We start from the raw sequence: 16,020 nt of genomic DNA, 5'->3' as shown, positions 1-16,020 counted from the left end.
GCTCAGCGCAGCCATGAAGACCCTTACTTCCGACCGGCCCCTCGCGATGGTGAGCAAGCAGACGCGGTCCTCTGCCGCGTGCCGTCCCGCGGACTCCGCCGCGCGTCACGCCATCCTGCAGGGGATGACGATGAAGCCGGCGAACGTGGCGGAAGCGCTGGTGGCGCTGGAGACGGTCGCGGCGCGGCTGCGCGAGAGGAACGACCCCCGGGCGGTGTTCCCCGACGTCTACGCCGTGATCACGCGCCGCGTGAAGGAGGCGGTCGTCGACGGCACCGATCAGCGGTTCCTCGAGCCCGCGTGGATCTCTCGCCTCGCCGGGATCTTCTGCGAGTACTACCTGACGGCGCTCGCGGCGTCGCTGGACGGGCGCTCGACGGGCGTGGAGGCGTGGGACGTCGCCTTCCAGTGCAGCCGCACCGACGGGACGGCGGCGGCGGTGCACGCGCTGCTCGGCATCAACGCGCACATCAACTACGACCTGGCCCTCGGGCTCTACCGGAACATCGTCCAGCACGGCGCAGCGCAGGACGCCCGCCTTCTCCACCGCTACCGGCACGACCACGATCTTGTGAATGAAATTCTCGCGGCAGCGATGCCGGAAATCTTCGCGATCCTGAGCGATCGTTATGGCTGCCCGCTCGCCCGGATCGCGACCTTTACCAAGGACGTGCAGCGCACCGTGTCGAGCGTCGTGCTCTTCATGCTCAAGGGCTGGCGCGACCGGGTCTGGAGCGACCTGCTCTCCTTGCTCGACACGGTCGAGGCGGCCGACGCGATGGCCAAGCGCGCTGTGGTCGTCCGGATGAACCAGCACTCCGGGAAGGTCGCCCGCACGTTCGCGGCGGGCAACGGGGCGCTGCGGGTGGGCGCGCCGTTCGTCCGGAGCGCCGCCCTCAAGCTGGCGCTGGCTGCCTGACGCGGGCCATCCCCGCGAGCTGGCCGCAGGCGCCGCCCACGTCGCGCCCCCGCGGCCGCCGCACCAGCGTCGTCACGCCGTGGCCGGACAGCCGCGCCACGAACGCGTCGAGCCGCTCCGCGGACGGCGGGCGCAGCGCCGGATCCGGGCCGGGGTTGCAGGGGATGACGTTCACGCGGCAGCGGAGCCCGGCGACGTACGCGGCGAGGAGGTCCGCGTCGTCCGGGGCGTCGTTGTACCGATCGAAGAGCACGTACTCGAACAGCACGCGCCGGCCCGGCGGCAGCGATCGCGCGAGCGCCTCCTTCAGCGCCGCCATCGAGAAGCGCGCGTTGACCGGCATGATCGCCTGCCGGCGCGCGTCGTCCGGGGCGTTGAGGCTGACGGCGAGCTCCGCCCGCGCCTCGCGGAAGAACGCCTCGATCTTGTCCGCGACCCCGACGGTGCTCACGGTCACGTGCGACGGCGCGAACCGGAACGCGCGCGGGTCGGTGAGCAGGCGGATGGCCTTGAGCACCTCGCCGAGGTTGTCGAACGGCTCGCCCATGCCCATGAAGACGAGGTTCCGGAGCGGCGCGCCGCGGCGCGCTCGTCCTTCGGCGAGCGCGAGCGCCTGCGCGATCCGGACCTGATCGACGATCTCGCCGGCGGTGAGCTGGCGCGCGAGCCCGAGCCGCCCCGTCTCGCAGAACGCGCAGGCCCGGGCGCAGCCGACCTGGCTCGAGACGCACAGCGTGGTGCGGGCCGGCCCGGGGATGAGCACCGACTCGATGAGCGCGCCGTCGCGCGCGCGCAGGACCAGCCGGAGCGTGTCGTCCTCGGACGGCGCCCGCTCGGCGACCTCGAGCGACAGGCCGGGCTCGAGCGCGAGCAGCGCCTCGTGCGCCCACGCTCCGACGCCCAGGGCGGCGAGCGCGGCCGCGTCCCACGCCGGCGCGGGCCGCTCGGCGCCCGGCTCCGCGCCGAACGCGTGGCGCACCACCTTGCCGGCGACCGCGCGCGCCGCGGACGCCGTGCCGCCGGCCTTGCGGAGGAGCTCGGCGAGCGAGGCCGCGTCGTGGTCGGCGAGGCGCGCGCGCCAACGCGGGACGCGCGCGCTCCTCCGGATCAGCGGTCGCGCCGGGACGGGCGCCGGCGGCGGCGGATCGCCGGCGCCGAGGGCCGGCGCGCCCTCTTCGGGGATTTCCGGAACGCGCATGCGCACCAGCTAGCACGCCGCGCGCGACGCCGCGCGGCCCTGCGCTCGTGGCCCCCGCGCCCGGCGCGGCGCCCGCGCCCGGCGCGGCGCCCGCGCCCGGACGGCCGCCAGGGGGCCGAGCACCCCGGCGAGGCCCCAGCGGCCGCCGGGTCCGCCTCCACAGGTCGTCACGCGGCTGTCAAGGAAGACCGGACACCCGGACCCGGCCATCCCCTTCGGTGCCCGCAACGGGGACGAAATCTGACCCCTGTCTGGGGTCATCGGGTGTCCAAGCTGTGGACAAGCGGTTGGGCTTTCAAACACGGCTCAGATGCGTGATTTTTGGGTTGCAGATCGGGCTCGGAGGAGGGAGTTTAGCGCCCGGAAGTTCTGCGGCGCGTCGGGCCGCGGAGTGCCCGAGATCGCAGAAAAAAATCGGTGGCATCGGTGTGGGCGGCGCGTCCATGCCCGGGCTGGCGTTGGCCGGCGCCGGCGCTTGGAGGAGCTGCCGCCCCGCGAGCGACGCAGGACCCGGGCAGCTTCCCAGAAGATGTCGAGGGACCCCGTCTGGGTATTCCACAAGCTGGGAACAACCTGTGGATTATTTGTCCGTGCTGCGCCCTCCGTGCGGCGGAGGCCGGCTGGGCGGTACACCTGCCGCGGAGTTTTTGTAGCGCTCGCGGCCACACCGGTGGGCTACGTTGCGGCCCGATGCCCCTACGCAACGGCTCCGCTCTCCGCGCGCCGCGCGCGCTGGTCGCGATCGCGGCGGGGGGGCTCTCCGGGTGGCTCGTCGCGGGCGCGGCGGCCGCGCAGGCGCCTCCCCGGGATGCGCAGGCGGAGGCGGCCCTGAACGAGGCGATGGGGGTCGACTACTTCGAGACCCGGTTCGATCAGGCGGAGCGCAAGCTGCGGGCCGCCATCGACGCCTGCGGCGCGTCGGAGTGCTCGCCCGCGATGAAGGCCAGGCTGTTCGTCGCGCTCGGCTCCGTGCTCGCCCAGGGCAGAAAGGAGCTGGGGGACGCGCGCGACGCGTTCGCGGACGCCCTGCGCATCGATCCGTCGGCGAAGCCGAGCCCGGATCTCGCGACGCCGGAGGTCTCGTTCGCGTTCGAGCAGGCGCGGGCCGCGACCGGCGTCGCTGCGCCCGCGGCGTCCGGGCCGCAGCTCACGATCGCGCCGCCGCCCGAGCAGCGCATCCGCACGCCCGTCCCGATCTATGTCGAGGTCCCGGCCGAGCTGCTGCCCAGCGTGAAGCAGGTGACGCTCTGGTACCAGGCGCCCGGCGAGCGCGAGTACCGCCCGCTCGTCATGAAGAAGCTGCGCGGCCAGGGGTTCGGGATCAACGTGCCGTGCGCCGCGACCTCCGCGGAGGGGACGCTCCGCTATCACGTCGCGGCCGTCGACGAGGACGGCGCGATCCTCGCGAGCGCGGGCGCGCGCGACGCGCCGCTCACCACGGAGATCGAGGCGCGCATCACGTCGGCGCCGCCCCGCTGGCCGGGCCACGCGCCGCCGGCGATGTGCGCGGCGCCGGAGCGGGAGCGGCCGCGGCAGTGCATCGACGACCGGCAGTGCAGCCGGGGGCTCGCCTGCGTCCGCGGCGCGTGCGTCGAGAGGCCCCCCGCGGAGGTCGCGCCCAGCGTCTCGCGGAACTGGGTCGGGCTCACCTTCTCCCCCGACGTCGCGCTGCTGTCCGGCAGGGAGGTGTGCTCCCTCGCGTCGCAGGAGCGCCGCAACTTCGTCTGCCTGCGCGGCGACGGGACCCGGTACGACGGCGCGCCGACGCCGGACGTCGCGAACGACGTGAACCTCGGCTTCGCGCTCGCGACGTCGCGGGTGGCGCTCGCCTATGATCGGCTGGTCCTCGACAACCTCACGGTCGGCGGCCGCGTCGGCTTCGCGGCCGGCGGCACGACGGGCGGCGGCGCCTCGTTCCTGCCGCTCCACCTCGAGGCGCGGGCGCAGTACTTCCTCATGGCGCGGCCGTTCGAGCAGCTCGGCGCCCGCCCGTTCGTGCTCGCCGCGGCCGGGGTCGCGCAGGTCGACGCCGAGGTCGACGTGGAGGTCCTCGAGGACGCGGCCGCGTGCGGGGCCGATCCTGACGACATCACGAGCCCGTGCACGAGGCCCGGCCGGAGCGGGAGGGTCGAGGAGCGCCAGCAGACGCTCGCCGCGACCCGGCAAGCGGGCCAGGGGTTCGCGTCGCTCGGCGCGGGCGTCGCCTATGCGCCGCTCGAGGCCGTATCGCTGAACCTCGCGCTCCGCGCGAGCCTCACCTTTCCTGCCGTGACCGCCGTCCTCTCTCCGGAGGTCGGCCTCTCCCTGGGGTTCTGAATGGCCGATACGTCGGATCAGCGCCGGGGCGCGACGCCCCCGGGCGCGCTGCGCAACCCGAAGATCGACGCCGCGATCGAGCGCGCCGTGCAGCTCGGCGACCCGGCCGAGCTGCTCGCGCTGCTCGATCGCAGCTCCGGGCTCCCTGCCCGGCGCGGCGGGGGGCGCGCGCCCGGGCCCGACCTCGGCCCGAACGCCCCCTTGCCGCGCGTGAACCTGGATCTCGCGCGCGCGGTCGGCGCGGCGATCGCGGACCGCGGCGCGCCGGCCGAGCGCCTCGTGCGGGCGCTCTGCTCGAGCGCCGAGGAGTACGCGCTCATCGTGGCGGCGCAGGCGCTCGCGGCGATCGCGGCGCAGGGCGCGCAGGCGGAGGTCGCGGCCAGGTCGGGGCGGCCGCCGCGCGCGCGGGGCGGCCGGGGCGGGCTCGATCCGCTGGGCGAGCTCGGGCAGCTGGCCGAGGATCCGCGGCGCGTCGTGCGCGACGGGGTGGTGGCGGCGCTCCGCGCCGTCATCGCGGCGCGCGGCGACGCGGTGGTCGGCGAGCTCTCGTCCTGGACCGACGGCTACTTGCAGGCGTACGTGGCCCTCGAGGCGCTCGCGGAGCGCACGCTGCTCACGGGGCTCTCGGCGGGCGCGGAGGTGGTCGCGCGGCTCGAGGAGGCGTTCGCGATCTCGGATCGCTCGCCGCGGGCCGACGAGCGGCTGCAGGGGCTGCGCCTCCTGCGGCAGGGGATGCCCGCGCAGATCGCGACCCTGGCGGGGCGCTTCCCCGAGGTGGTGCGCTGGCTGGAGGAGAAGGCGCAGGCGGAGCGCCCCGAGTCGCGCGACGTCGTGGGGCAGGCGATCGCGGCGCTCCGGAAGGGGTCGTTCTCGGACGCGGAGACCGATCGGCTCGCCGCGGCGCTCTCGGCGACCGCCCCGCCGCCGCGCGACCCGTCGCGCATCGTCCAGGGGACGCGCAAGCGGAGCAAGGGGCGGCGGTAGAGGGGCCGGGGGGGCCGCGTGCTGCGACGCTGGAGAGTCGCTGGCCGCTGGCCAGCCATGCCGCCCCCGCGCCCTGAATCAGACGCCGAGCCGGCGGACCTCGCGGCGAGCCTCCGTCAGGGAAGGGACATGCGTCTCTTCATCGGCGGCGGGAGGTGTCCAGGCATCCACCGCGCGCTGCGGTGAGTACTCGCCCCGCTCGATCTTGCGACCGACGACACACCCCGCCTCGTCGTCCTCCTTGTAGCGTGTTTGCTCGTCCACCGGACGATGACCGCATAGCCACGCGATCCACGCCTCGATGTGCCAGGTGGGGACGACGATGGCGACCGGATCCGAAGGGGCGATGGGCTCCAACCTGGAGTCCTTGAGCTTCTGTGCGAGCTGTTGCCGGCGTCGCGCGACGCCGTGCTCGTCGCCGTCGACCACGACGAGCAGTCCCACGTTCGGGTCATGGCTCTCGGCTCGCCACTGCCTCACTGCGTCCGTGTAGCGCTCGATCACGTACTGCGCTGCGGATCCGCGCGCCTTGGGCGAAGCGTCGATCTTGCGCTGCCTCGGTCCGATCCCCCACCGGTCGGCGAGGCGCTCGACGAACCGCTGCTGCAACGCATCCTCGCAGAGCACGTAGAGTCTACGACGCTTCTTCATGCTCGTCCTCGTAAGCCCATGGACGTGAGAGCCACTCGGAGATCCGAGCTCCGCCAGCCGTCTCCAGCGTTACCTCATCGATGCGTACCGGTCCTCCGGCAGGTCGCGAGAATCGGACCGTCCGAGCCGCAGCCATATAATCGATGACCGCGGGATGATGCGAGGTCACGACAGCCTGACCATCGTGCTTGTCGAGCGCGGCCGACATCGCGGCAAGCCAAGGCTGCATCTCGTGGGGCGCGAGGCCGGTCTCCGGCTCATCGAGGAACGCCAGCGTGGCATGCTCGATTGCGCCGAGGAGAAAGCCATAGAGCACGACCAGCGTCCGCTGACCGTCCGAAAGCTCACCCGCCGACAACTTGTAGTCCGCTCCTCCAGTCCGAAATGTCAGCATCAGCTCGCGCACTTCGCTGCTGATGCGCTCGAACGCGACGCTCCGTAAACCCGGCAACGTGGGGCTCAGCGCCTCGAGCAGCGCGTTGCCTAGCCCGGGTCGCTCGACGAGGACACCTCGGAACCATGACGAGAAGTTCCTCCCGTCCCGATCGAGCCATGGAGCCTCACCCGCCGTCGTCGGATCGAGGCGCCGCGGGGAAGGCGCGAGTAGCCATACCTTCGCGAGCGCCTCGCGGAAGGCGATAGTACGCTGATTGTCGTGACGTGGCTCCATGTCCGGCAAGAAGGAGCGCTTGCGGCCGAATGGAAAGCTCGTGCGCGGCGCTCCCATCGGGCTGTCCCCATAGAGACGCACGTCGCCGTCGAGCGCCTCGTAGAGTGTCTTTCCACTGGAGGTCAGCTCTTCGCGCCGGATTGACGCCTGCTGCCGTGCGATATCGTGAACGATCTCGATTTCGTAGTGATACGTCTCTGCATCGAGATCCATGTCGATGGCGAACCGCTGCACGGGGTCACCGTTCAGCCAGCGAGTGAGCGAGCGCGTGGGGAACGCGCTCGCTGCCTCGGTGCTACGGACGATGAGGTCCTGAAGACCGGCGAGCGCCTCCCATAGGCTCGTCTTCCCCGACCCGTTGCTACCGACGACCAGGAGCCTTCGTGGAAGCTCCATCGCGAAGTTCACGAAGCAGTTGTAATTGTGGATGAAGACGCTGGTGAGCATGAGCCTGCCGTGCGTACAAAGTATCACGCCGACGAGCCCTGGTCCTCTCTCTGTTCCGCGGGCGCTCCTGCGCCTGGCTCAAGCCGCCTGCTGCGACCCCTCCGCCCCCCCGGCGCCGCCCTCCGGCCGCTCCGCGGCGGCCTCGGCGAACAGGAACTGCAGCGCCCCCGGCGCGCGCCGGCGCCACGCGTCCTCGGAGTGCGTCCCGCCCTCGTCCGGGCAGAAGAGCAGGTTCGGCTCGCCGTAGCCCCGCTCGCGCAGGTGCTCCACCAGCCGCGCGGCGTCGCGCAGCACCGAGCCGCCGTCCTCCTGCGCGCCGGCGTCGACGTACAGCCGCGAGCCCGGAGGGACGGGCTGCGACGCGATGACGTCGAAGATCTTCCGCTCCGCGAACCAGAGCGACGGCGACATACAGAGCGCGGCCCCGAGCACGTCGGGGCGGCGGAAATGCGCGTAGAGCGCCGCGAGGCCCCCCATCGACGAGCCGCCGATCGCCGTGCCGGCCGCGTCGCGCCGCACCGGGAAGCGCTCCCGCACGGCCGGCACGATCTCGGACGCGATCCAGCCGAGGAAGTCGTCGAGCCTCCCCTCGCTGCCGTCGCCCGGGAACGGCGACAGCTCGGTCAGCCGCTCGCTCCCGCCGTGATCGATCCCCACGAGGACCGGCGCCACCTGGCCTCGATCCGAGAGATCGCGCACCGCCTCGTGCAGGTGCCAGCCGCCGCTGTAGGAGGGATCGTCGTGAAAGACGTTCTGCCCATCGAACAGAAAGAGCACCGGCGACGGCGCGGCGTGCGCCCCCTCGCTGGGCAGATAGACACGGACGTTGCGCTCTCCCTGAAAGCCGGGAATCCGATACGGACCGAGGAGATAGATGATATGTTCCGCCATGGGCTCTTCCAGACGGAGGACCCGCGCAGCCCGATCGCCCGAGTCCTCCGGTCGTTCGCGATTCTTCGCCTGCGCGGAGGTCCGTTCCGCCGCCCCGGTGTGAAGCAATCGCCAGGCCGCCCCTCGTTCGCGGCGTACCGGCCGCGGCCCGCGGCGCGGACCTGGGCCTCTTCCGCCCAGATCGCGCCGCGCCGCCGTGGCAGAACGCCTCATGCGTGACAGGCTGCTCCGCGCCGTCGGCGGCCGCGCACGTGCGCGGCATCACGGGTGCTCGCCGCTAATTGCAGCTCGCGTCCGACGCGCCGCCGAACATCGTGGTCCAGTAGGACCCGTACGTCCCGCCTCCGGTCGCCCGCCCGATGCCGATGACCTTGTAGGACGACCCGAGCATGTTCTTGTTGTGGCCGTCCGAGTTCTTCCACTGGGTGAACGTCGCCTGCGCCGCCGAGTTGCCCGCGGCGATGTTCTCGGCCATGGCGGTCCTGCCGGCGGACGCATAACAGGCGTTGGCCGCGCGATCCCACGGCGTCCGGCCATCCTGGCTCGCGTGATCGAAGTAGTTGTGATCGCGCATGTCCTCGCTGTGCCCCTGGGCGGCGCGGCTCAGCGCGGTGCACGCCGAGAGCGCCCCGAGGCCGTTCTGCGCGCGGTACTGGTTGATGATGGACAGGAACGCCTGCTCCTCGGCGTCGAGCGGCGTGGTGCTGGGCCCCGCGCCGCCGCACGTCTCGCCGCCTGTACCCGTCGAGCCGCCTTCGCCCGTCGAGCCGCCCACGCCCGTCGAGCCGCCCACGCCCGTCGAGCCGCCCTCCCCCGTCGAGCCGCCCTCCCCCGTCGAGCCGCCCTCCCCCGTCGAGCCGCCCGTGCCCGTGCCCGTCGAGCCGCCGTCCGGCGCCGCGGGGGCGCACGCGACCTGAACGTACATCCGCTTCGCGCTCCTCCTGCACGGATCGCCGAAGGTCGCGTTGCTCGCCCGCACGGTGCAGCTCGACTGCCCGAGGCACGCGCGCTCCACCACCGCCTTCGACGTCGGCGCGTTGCACGAGGTCGCGCGGTAGCTGCCGCAGACCCCCCGCGGCGTGCCGTAGCTCGCGAACTCGACCGCCGTGATGACCTCGCCGGCCGGACAGGAGAGCGAGATGTCCGAGCCCTCCGGAGCGGTATCGCAGACCGCCCCCTCGACCGGCTCGGACGCCTCGCCAGACGGCTCGTGATCGACCTCGGTCGATGCGAGACAACCGACGGCCGAACAGCCAGCGATGAAGGCGAGGACCAGCGTCCGGTGCAAAGCGCTCATATGCATGCTCCTTGTGATTAAGCCCGTCTGAGCTCGGCCCGCCCCGGCCCCGCGGCTCGCGCCGGCAGGTACGCCGGGGCACACGGCGCCATGGCGGGCCACCCCAGTACAGCGTTGTTCAGGGGGCGGAGTAGCGCCCAGCGCGATCCCGCGCAGCGCAGCGCCTCCCTTCAGTTCGCTGACAACACGGTGTCACCTGACCGCTGGCATGTCCAGATACGAAACACCCCCAACCGCATGATTTACCGCCGAATCACTGAACCTTTCCACGACGCGTGGAATCGACCTTCACAAGGCTCCATGAGACAGGATTTCTTCACTCGAGGCCGGTGCGCGACAGGGCGCCAGCAGGACACCCCATCTCCCTTGAGCCGAAGGGTAGGTGTTCATGCTCCGAGAGGAGACCGAGACCAGCGATCCGTCGATGCCGGCAACACCGTGTCAGCGAGACCACGACTGACCTGCTGGACAGGGCCCCTCCAGCGGCCGACGCTCGACGGGAGCGGCCTTTCCCGGCCCGCGCGCGGCCCCGTCGCCCATCGGCGCGCTGGACCGAGCCGGGCGCCGCAGCGTCGCTCGGCCGCCACAGCCCACATCCCGCGGCCCACCTCGACCGCCCGGCGCGCTCGTCCCGCGCTCGTCCGGGGCGAGCTGCGCGCCATGCGTTGAAAGCCCCCTGACATCCGAGGCTCCCGGCCGATCGTCGCCGCGTCGCTCTGCGCCCTTCGGAGCCCTCGCTCGCTCCCGTCCACGGCAGAGCCTGTCCTCGCGCCTCGCGCCTCGTGCCGCGCGCGACGCCCGCGCGGGGCGTCGCGCGCAGCGTGGCGTCGCGTGGCGTGGCGGACGGCCGCGCGCGATCACGCGATCACGAGATCGCGCCGCGGGCCCGCACCCTCGCCGGGTCCTGTGCTATGACCGCCCTCCATGCGCCTCAAGGACCGCGTTGTCTTCATCACCGGAGCTTCCCGCGGCATCGGTCGGGCCGTCGCCCTCGCCTGCGCGCGGGAGGGCGCGGACATCGTCGTCGCCGCGAAGACGGAGGTCGCCGAGAACCCGCGCCTGCCGGGCACGATCCTCGACGTCGCCCGCGAGGTCGAGCAGCTCGGCCGCCGCGCGCTGCCCGTCAAGCTCGACGTGCGCGACGACGAGGCCTGCAAGGCCGCCGTCGCCTCGGCCGTCGAGCGCTTCGGGCGCGTCGACGCGCTCGTCAACAACGCGGGCGCGCTCTGGTGGGCCGACGTCGCGGACACGCCCATGAAGAAGTTCGACCTCATCATGGGCATCAACGTGCGCGCGTCGTTCGCCCTCTCGCAGGCCGTCCTCCCCCACATGATCGCGCAGAAATACGGCCACATCATCATGATGTCGCCCCCCGTCGAGCCCGAGGCCTGCGCCCACCACGGCGCCTATGCGGTCTCGAAGTTCGGCATGACGATGATCGCCAACGCGATCGCCGGCGAGTACGCCGAGCACAACGTCACCGCCCACGCCCTCTGGCCCGCGACCGCGATCGAGAGCTACGCGACCATGAACTTCGGCCTCGGCGGCCCGGAGCTCTGGCGCAAGGCGGACATCATCGCCGACGCGACCGTGGCGCTGCTCGCGCGCGAGCCGTCGGCCCGCCCCGGCAAGGCGTGGATCGACGAGGTCCTGCTCCGCGAGGAGGGCGTCACCGACTTCTCGAAGTACCAGTGCGTGCCCGGCGTGGAGCCGCCGCACTTCCCCTTCAGCGCGATCCCCAAGGCGACCACCACCAAGAAATGAGGCGCGACGCGTGAGCCGCGACGACGACGACGAGAAGACGCGCCCCGGCGCCGGCGGCGGCATCGATCCCGGGCCCGAGGTCGCCGCGGTCTTCGACGATCTCGAGACGCTGCTCAAGAACGGCGACGTGATCGCCGCGCTCACCGCGCGCGGGATCAACGCGAGCCTCGCGCTGCTCGCCGCCGACGCGCTCCGCGCCTACCTCGCGGGCCGCAAGGCCGAGGCGGCCGAGGACTTCGCGACCGCCGCCGAGGAGATCCGCGGCCGGCTCGCCGTGAACGCCGAGGGCTCGGGGACGGACGCAGGATCGCAGGGGGAACCGTCACGCTCGAACGGGAGGCGCTGAATGAGCACGAGCTTCGAAGCAGAACAGAGGTCGCAGCAGGCAGGCGACGGCGCGCGGCTCGCGCCGCCGTGGGCGCCGGCCGAGGCCATCTCCGGCGCGGACTACTCGGCCGTCGAGCTCGCGCAGGGCGACGACCGCGTGTTCCTCCTCGAGCAGCGCGACCTGCCCGAGCGCGAGCGCTACGTCACCGCGACCGACGCCGCGGGCGTCGCCGAGGCCATCCGGACGATGGTGGTCCGCGGCGCCCCGGCGATCGGCATCGCCGCCGCGTACGGGATGGCCCTCGCCGCGCGCGCCGCCCGGAACGAGATCGCCTCCGGCTACCTCGCCGCCATGCGCGCGGCGGGGGAGCACCTCGCCTCCGCCCGGCCCACCGCCGTGAACCTCGGGTGGGCGGTGCGGCGCGCCCTCGCCCTGGCCCTGGAGCACGCGGGGCGCCGCGGCGAGGAGCGCGCGCGGGAGCTCGCCGCGCTCGCGCGCGAGATCCACCGCGAGGACGTCGCCGCCTGCCACCAGATGGCCCGCGCCGGCGCCGCGCGCCTGCCCGAGTCGGGCACGGTCCTCACCCACTGCAACGCCGGCGCGCTCGCGACCGGCGGCTACGGCACGGCGCTCGGGGTCATCCGCGCCGCCGTCGCCGAGGGCAAGAACATCCGCGTGCTCGCGTGCGAGACCCGCCCGTACCTCCAGGGCGCGCGCCTCACGGCCTGGGAGCTCCAGCGCGACGGCATCCCCGTCGAGGTGATCTCCGACTCGATGGCCGCGTGGTTCATGCAGAAGGGCGAGATCGGCGCCGTGGTCGTCGGGGCCGACCGCATCGCGCGGAACGGCGACGTCGCCAACAAGATCGGCACCTACGGCCTCGCCTGCCTCTCGCGCCACCACGGCGTCCCGTTCTACGTGGCCGCCCCGTGGAGCACGATCGACCTCGCGACCGACACCGGCGCGTCGATCCCGATCGAGGAGCGGACCCGCGACGAGGTCGCCGTCGTCGGCGGCCGCCGCGTCGTCCCGCCCGGGGTGCCGGTCCGCCACCCGGCCTTCGACGTCACCCCCGCGGAGCTCATCACCGCCATCTTCACCGAGCGCGGCAAGCTGACGACGCGCGAGATCAGCCGCTCCGTGCCGCCGGGCGGCTGACGCCGGCCGCCTCCCCCTCGCGCGCACGCGCCGCATGGGCTAAGGACACCCCTGATGGCGCAGTTCTCGCCCAAGCCTGAATGGCTCAAGGTCCGCGCTCCTGGAGGCGACACCTACCACCACCTCAAGGAGACGTTCCGCAAGCTCGATCTCCACACGGTCTGCGAGGAGGCGCGCTGCCCGAACGTCGGCGAGTGCTGGCGCGAGGGGACCGCGACGGTGATGCTCCTCGGCGACGTGTGCACGCGCGGCTGCCGCTTCTGCGCGGTCACGACCGGCGACCCGCGCGGCGCGGTCGACGTGCGCGAGCCGGAGCACGTGGCCCGCGCCATCGCCCGGCTCTCGCTCCAGTACGTCGTGATGACGATGGTCAACCGCGACGACCTGCTCGACGGCGGCGCCGACCACGTCGCCCGCACGGTGAGCCGCCTGCACGCGCTCCGCCCCGACCTGCTCATCGAGACCCTGGTCGGCGACTTCCAGGGCCACATGAGCGCCGTCGACACCGTCGTCGACGCCGGGCCCGACGTCTTCGCCCACAACGTCGAGGTCGTCCGCCGCATCACCCGCGTCATCCGCGACGTCCGGTCGAGCTACGACCAGTCGCTCGCCGTGCTCCGGCGCGCGAAGGACCGGCAGCGGCGCCTCGCCGCGGACGCGGAGGGGCGCGGCGCGCCGGCGCCGCGGCGGCTCACGAAGAGCTCGATCATGGTCGGCATCGGCGAGACCGACGACGAGGTGCTGGAGGCGCTGCGCGACCTGCGCGAGGCGGGGGTCGACATCGTGACCATCGGCCAGTACCTCCGCCCGTCCTCGAAGCACGCGCCCGTGCAGCGCTTCGTCGAGCCGGACACGTTCGCCGCGTTCGAGCGGGCGGCGCTCGAGATGGGCTTCCTCTACGCCGCCAGCGCGCCGCTCGTGCGATCGAGCTACAAGGCCGCGGAGGTCTTCGTCCGCAGCCTCGTCGACCGCCGCCCTCCGGCGTCGCAGGACGGCGCCCCGGCGGGCGAGGCCCCCGCGGGCGCGCACGTCGAGGCGCTCCTCGAGGAGCGGCTCGCCGTGGCGCGCCGCGAGGCCGCCCGGATCGAGGCGGAGCTCGCGCCCGACGACGACGAGCCCCGCCAGCTCGGCGCTCCGGCGGCCGCGCCCGCCGCGCGGCTCGTCCCCGCGGCGTCCCTCGTCCGCCGCTAGTCCCGCGGGCCGGGTCGGACGAGAAACCGAACGGATTCGCCGCGCGCTGCGGCGGCCGGCGCAAGCGCCTTGACGCTCCCCGGGGATTGTCCGAGCGTTGAAGGCGGCAGGAGGGTCAAAGACCACGATGTCCGCTCCCATCGACAGGCGCGCCCGCGGCATCGCTCCGGGCGGCATCGCTCCCGGCGCGTCACGCCTCGGCGCGGAGACGCCCCGCGCGCGCGTGGCTTCCATCATCGCCCAGGCGGCGAGGGCCTACAGCGCGCGACCCCCGATCGAGGACATCACGATGCCCACCGGCTTCGATCCGGCCGCCGTGGCGCTCTTCGAGACGATCATCGAGGCCGCGTTCCTCGTCGCGAACGCCGACGGCCACTTCGACGAGGCGGAGCGCAAGCGCTTCCAGGCCATCGTCGTGGACGCATGCCAGAACCTCGTCCACGAAAAGCAGCTCGAGGCGCTGCTCGCCGACCTCGGCGAGATGCTGGCCGAGGACGGGATGGAGAAGCGCGTCGCCATGGTCTCCCGCACGATCGGGCGGACCGAGCACCAGCGCGAGGTGCTCCGCGTGGCGGCGTTCATGGCGCAGGCCTCCGGCGGCGTGAGCTTGCACGAGCGCGGCGTGCTCGAGCAGCTCGCGCGCGGGTTCAAGCTCGACGCGGCCGCGGTGGACGAGGCGCTCGCGCAGGCGGCCGAGCCCGGGAACGTCTAGCCGGGACATCGACACCGCGGCGTGCGGTGTGCGACGTGCGGCGAGGCCGCGCGCGGGCCCGTGATCGCCGCGGCGAGTCAATCCGGACGCGCGCTCGCTGCGACGAGTCAACGTCGCGCGTAAAGCGAATGAGCGAACGCCGCGTCTCGGCACTGGTCTCGGGCAGCGCCTTTGATTAGTGTCCACGCGAGCCGATGAGCACCGCGACGTACTCCACCGACCGCCCGCCGACCGTCTCAGGGGCAAGCCTGGAGCCGCAGGCTGCCGTCGCCCGGCACCCGCTCGACACGTGTGCCGACGACGTGATCAAGGTCCTGCGCGACGACGGCTCGCTCGATCCCGCGCACGATCCGAAGCTCGACCCGTCGGAGGTGAGCGCCCTCTACAAGTTCATGGTGCGCGTGCGCCACCTCGACGAGCGCCTCGTGGCGCTGCAGCGGCAGGGGCGCATCGGGTTCCACGTCGGCTCGCTCGGCGAGGAGGCGGCGATCCTCGGCAGCGCCTACGCGACGCGGCCTCAGGACTGGATGTTCCCGTGCTACCGCGAGTTCAGCGCCGCGCTCTGGCGGGGGCTGCCGCTCCAGCGGTACATCGACAACATGTTCGGCAACGCGAACGACACGGTGAAGGGGCGGCAGATGCCGGACCACTACACCTACCGCGAGGGGCACTTCGGCTCGGTGAGCTCGCCCATCGGCACGCAGATCACGCAGGCCGTGGGGTTCGCGTGGGCCGCGAAGCTGAAGCGCGACGAGCTCGCCGCGCTCGTCTACTTCGGCGACGGCGCGACCAGCTCGTCGGACTTCCACAGCGGCCTCAACTTCGCGGGCGTGTTCAAGGTGCCGGTCGTCTTCTTCTGCCGCAACAACGGCTGGGCGATCAGCGTGCCGACCGAGCGCCAGACGTCGAGCAACACGTTCGCGTGCAAGGGCGTCGCGTACGGCGTCCCCGGGGTGCGGGTCGACGGCAACGATCTGTTCGCCGTCGTGAAGGTGACGCGCGACGCGATCGCGCGCGCCGCGCGCGGCGAGGGCGCGACGCTCATCGAGGCGATGACGTACCGCCTGTCGGGCCACTCGACGAGCGACGACCCCAAGGCGTACCGCCCCGACGCGTGGCTCGACCCGTGGCGCCGGCTCGATCCGATCGCGCGGCTGCGGCGGCACATGGAGCGCGCCCACGGCTGGACCGAGGCGCAGGATCGCGAGATCGAGGCGGCGGTCGACGCGGAGATCAAGGCTTGCATCGCGGTCTCGGAGAAGGTGGCGCCGCCGTCGCTCGACTCGATGTTCGAGGACGTCTATGCGGAGCCGCCCTGGCACCTGGTCGAGCAGCGGGAGCAGCTCAAGGCGGGCCCGAGGCCCAAGGGCCACGGCGGCCACTAGCGCGTGCGGGCGCGGCGTGGACGACGGCGCGGTCGGCGGGGCGGCTCGCCGGGCGGCGCCGATGGCCGGGGTGGCGCCGCCGCCCGCGATCGATAGGGTCCCCAGGGGA

General features: G+C 73.0%; 14 protein-coding genes. 9 read left to right on the top strand and 5 right to left on the bottom strand.

Annotated features, from left to right (window positions below):
* The first annotated feature begins 13 nt into the window (after positions 1–13).
* Positions 14–919 (top strand): DUF5995 family protein, encoded by a 906-nt coding sequence (locus tag WMF26_RS10070; protein WP_438000150.1) that lies wholly within the window; start codon positions 14–16, stop codon positions 917–919.
* Here WMF26_RS10070 and rlmN read toward each other — a convergent pair.
* Entirely contained in the window at positions 897–2,117 is a 1,221-nt protein-coding gene (rlmN, locus tag WMF26_RS10065; protein WP_438000149.1) for a 23S rRNA (adenine(2503)-C(2))-methyltransferase RlmN, read from the bottom strand. The genes WMF26_RS10070 and rlmN overlap by 23 nt on opposite strands.
* Before the next feature lie 690 nt (positions 2,118–2,807).
* On the opposite strand from rlmN, the gene WMF26_RS10060 reads away from it, so the two are divergent.
* Together WMF26_RS10060 and WMF26_RS10055 are read left to right on the top strand one after the other, a co-directional pair.
* On the top strand, positions 2,808–4,433 hold the full coding sequence (locus WMF26_RS10060) for a hypothetical protein (RefSeq protein ID WP_438000148.1): 1,626 nt from the start codon (positions 2,808–2,810) through the stop codon (positions 4,431–4,433).
* Positions 4,434–5,417 (top strand): hypothetical protein, encoded by a 984-nt coding sequence (locus WMF26_RS10055; protein WP_438000147.1) that lies wholly within the window; start codon positions 4,434–4,436, stop codon positions 5,415–5,417.
* Between the two features lie 78 nt (positions 5,418–5,495).
* On the opposite strand, the gene WMF26_RS10050 is transcribed toward WMF26_RS10055, so the two are convergent.
* From WMF26_RS10050 to WMF26_RS10035, 4 genes are all read right to left on the bottom strand, one after another.
* The gene (locus tag WMF26_RS10050; protein WP_438000146.1) at positions 5,496–6,068 is read right to left on the bottom strand and encodes a hypothetical protein; all 573 of its coding nucleotides are present in this window, start codon (positions 6,066–6,068) and stop codon (positions 5,496–5,498) included.
* Positions 6,052–7,185 (bottom strand): AAA family ATPase, encoded by a 1,134-nt coding sequence (locus tag WMF26_RS10045; protein ID WP_438000145.1) that lies wholly within the window; start codon positions 7,183–7,185, stop codon positions 6,052–6,054. Before WMF26_RS10045 ends, WMF26_RS10050 begins: the two co-directional genes overlap by 17 nt.
* Before the next feature lie 78 nt (positions 7,186–7,263).
* On the bottom strand, positions 7,264–8,076 hold the full coding sequence (locus WMF26_RS10040) for an alpha/beta hydrolase (protein WP_438000144.1): 813 nt from the start codon (positions 8,074–8,076) through the stop codon (positions 7,264–7,266).
* A gap of 277 nt (positions 8,077–8,353) precedes the next feature.
* Positions 8,354–9,373 carry a CAP domain-containing protein gene (locus WMF26_RS10035; protein WP_438000143.1) on the bottom strand — a complete coding sequence of 340 codons (1,020 nt, stop codon included), beginning with the start codon at positions 9,371–9,373 and terminating at the stop codon, positions 8,354–8,356.
* Between the two features lie 924 nt (positions 9,374–10,297).
* Here WMF26_RS10035 and WMF26_RS10030 point away from each other — a divergent pair.
* The 6 genes from WMF26_RS10030 to WMF26_RS10005 all read left to right on the top strand — a co-directional run bounded on the left by WMF26_RS10030 (position 10,298) and on the right by WMF26_RS10005 (position 15,911).
* Entirely contained in the window at positions 10,298–11,137 is an 840-nt protein-coding gene (locus WMF26_RS10030; RefSeq protein ID WP_438000142.1) for an SDR family oxidoreductase, read from the top strand.
* Between the two features lie 10 nt (positions 11,138–11,147).
* Complete coding sequence (locus tag WMF26_RS10025; RefSeq protein ID WP_438000141.1) at positions 11,148–11,483, top strand: hypothetical protein; 336 nt, start codon at positions 11,148–11,150, stop codon at positions 11,481–11,483.
* Positions 11,484–12,623, top strand: coding sequence for an S-methyl-5-thioribose-1-phosphate isomerase (mtnA, locus tag WMF26_RS10020; RefSeq protein ID WP_438000140.1), 1,140 nt, complete (start codon positions 11,484–11,486; stop codon positions 12,621–12,623).
* Between the two features lie 54 nt (positions 12,624–12,677).
* Positions 12,678–13,814 carry a lipoyl synthase gene (gene lipA / locus WMF26_RS10015; RefSeq protein ID WP_438000139.1) on the top strand — a complete coding sequence of 379 codons (1,137 nt, stop codon included), beginning with the start codon at positions 12,678–12,680 and terminating at the stop codon, positions 13,812–13,814.
* A 127-nt stretch (positions 13,815–13,941) separates the two neighbouring features.
* The gene (locus WMF26_RS10010; protein ID WP_438000138.1) at positions 13,942–14,526 is read left to right on the top strand and encodes a tellurite resistance TerB family protein; all 585 of its coding nucleotides are present in this window, start codon (positions 13,942–13,944) and stop codon (positions 14,524–14,526) included.
* A gap of 194 nt (positions 14,527–14,720) precedes the next feature.
* The gene (locus tag WMF26_RS10005) at positions 14,721–15,911 is read left to right on the top strand and encodes a thiamine pyrophosphate-dependent dehydrogenase E1 component subunit alpha (protein WP_438000137.1); all 1,191 of its coding nucleotides are present in this window, start codon (positions 14,721–14,723) and stop codon (positions 15,909–15,911) included.
* Positions 15,912–16,020 lie beyond the last annotated feature (109 nt).

It is taken from the genome of Sorangium sp. So ce185 (assembly GCF_051526825.1).
GTDB classification, from domain to species: Bacteria; Myxococcota_A; Polyangia; order Polyangiales; family Polyangiaceae; genus Sorangium; species Sorangium cellulosum_D.
Note: the sequence above shows the minus strand (reverse complement) of the source record. Positions and strands in the feature narration are given on the sequence as shown.

Coding starts and splice junctions, on each gene's coding strand:
- WMF26_RS10070 (WP_438000150.1), top strand. CDS start 14: ATGAAGACCCTTACTTCCGACCGGCCCCTCGCGATGGTGAGCAAGCAG.
- rlmN (WP_438000149.1), bottom strand. CDS start 2,117: ATGCGCGTTCCGGAAATCCCCGAAGAGGGCGCGCCGGCCCTCGGCGCC.
- WMF26_RS10060 (WP_438000148.1), top strand. CDS start 2,808: ATGCCCCTACGCAACGGCTCCGCTCTCCGCGCGCCGCGCGCGCTGGTC.
- WMF26_RS10055 (WP_438000147.1), top strand. CDS start 4,434: ATGGCCGATACGTCGGATCAGCGCCGGGGCGCGACGCCCCCGGGCGCG.
- WMF26_RS10050 (WP_438000146.1), bottom strand. CDS start 6,068: ATGAAGAAGCGTCGTAGACTCTACGTGCTCTGCGAGGATGCGTTGCAG.
- WMF26_RS10045 (WP_438000145.1), bottom strand. CDS start 7,185: ATGCTCACCAGCGTCTTCATCCACAATTACAACTGCTTCGTGAACTTC.
- WMF26_RS10040 (WP_438000144.1), bottom strand. CDS start 8,076: ATGGCGGAACATATCATCTATCTCCTCGGTCCGTATCGGATTCCCGGC.
- WMF26_RS10035 (WP_438000143.1), bottom strand. CDS start 9,373: ATGAGCGCTTTGCACCGGACGCTGGTCCTCGCCTTCATCGCTGGCTGT.
- WMF26_RS10030 (WP_438000142.1), top strand. CDS start 10,298: ATGCGCCTCAAGGACCGCGTTGTCTTCATCACCGGAGCTTCCCGCGGC.
- mtnA (WP_438000140.1), top strand. CDS start 11,484: ATGAGCACGAGCTTCGAAGCAGAACAGAGGTCGCAGCAGGCAGGCGAC.
- lipA (WP_438000139.1), top strand. CDS start 12,678: ATGGCGCAGTTCTCGCCCAAGCCTGAATGGCTCAAGGTCCGCGCTCCT.
- WMF26_RS10010 (WP_438000138.1), top strand. CDS start 13,942: ATGTCCGCTCCCATCGACAGGCGCGCCCGCGGCATCGCTCCGGGCGGC.
- WMF26_RS10005 (WP_438000137.1), top strand. CDS start 14,721: ATGAGCACCGCGACGTACTCCACCGACCGCCCGCCGACCGTCTCAGGG.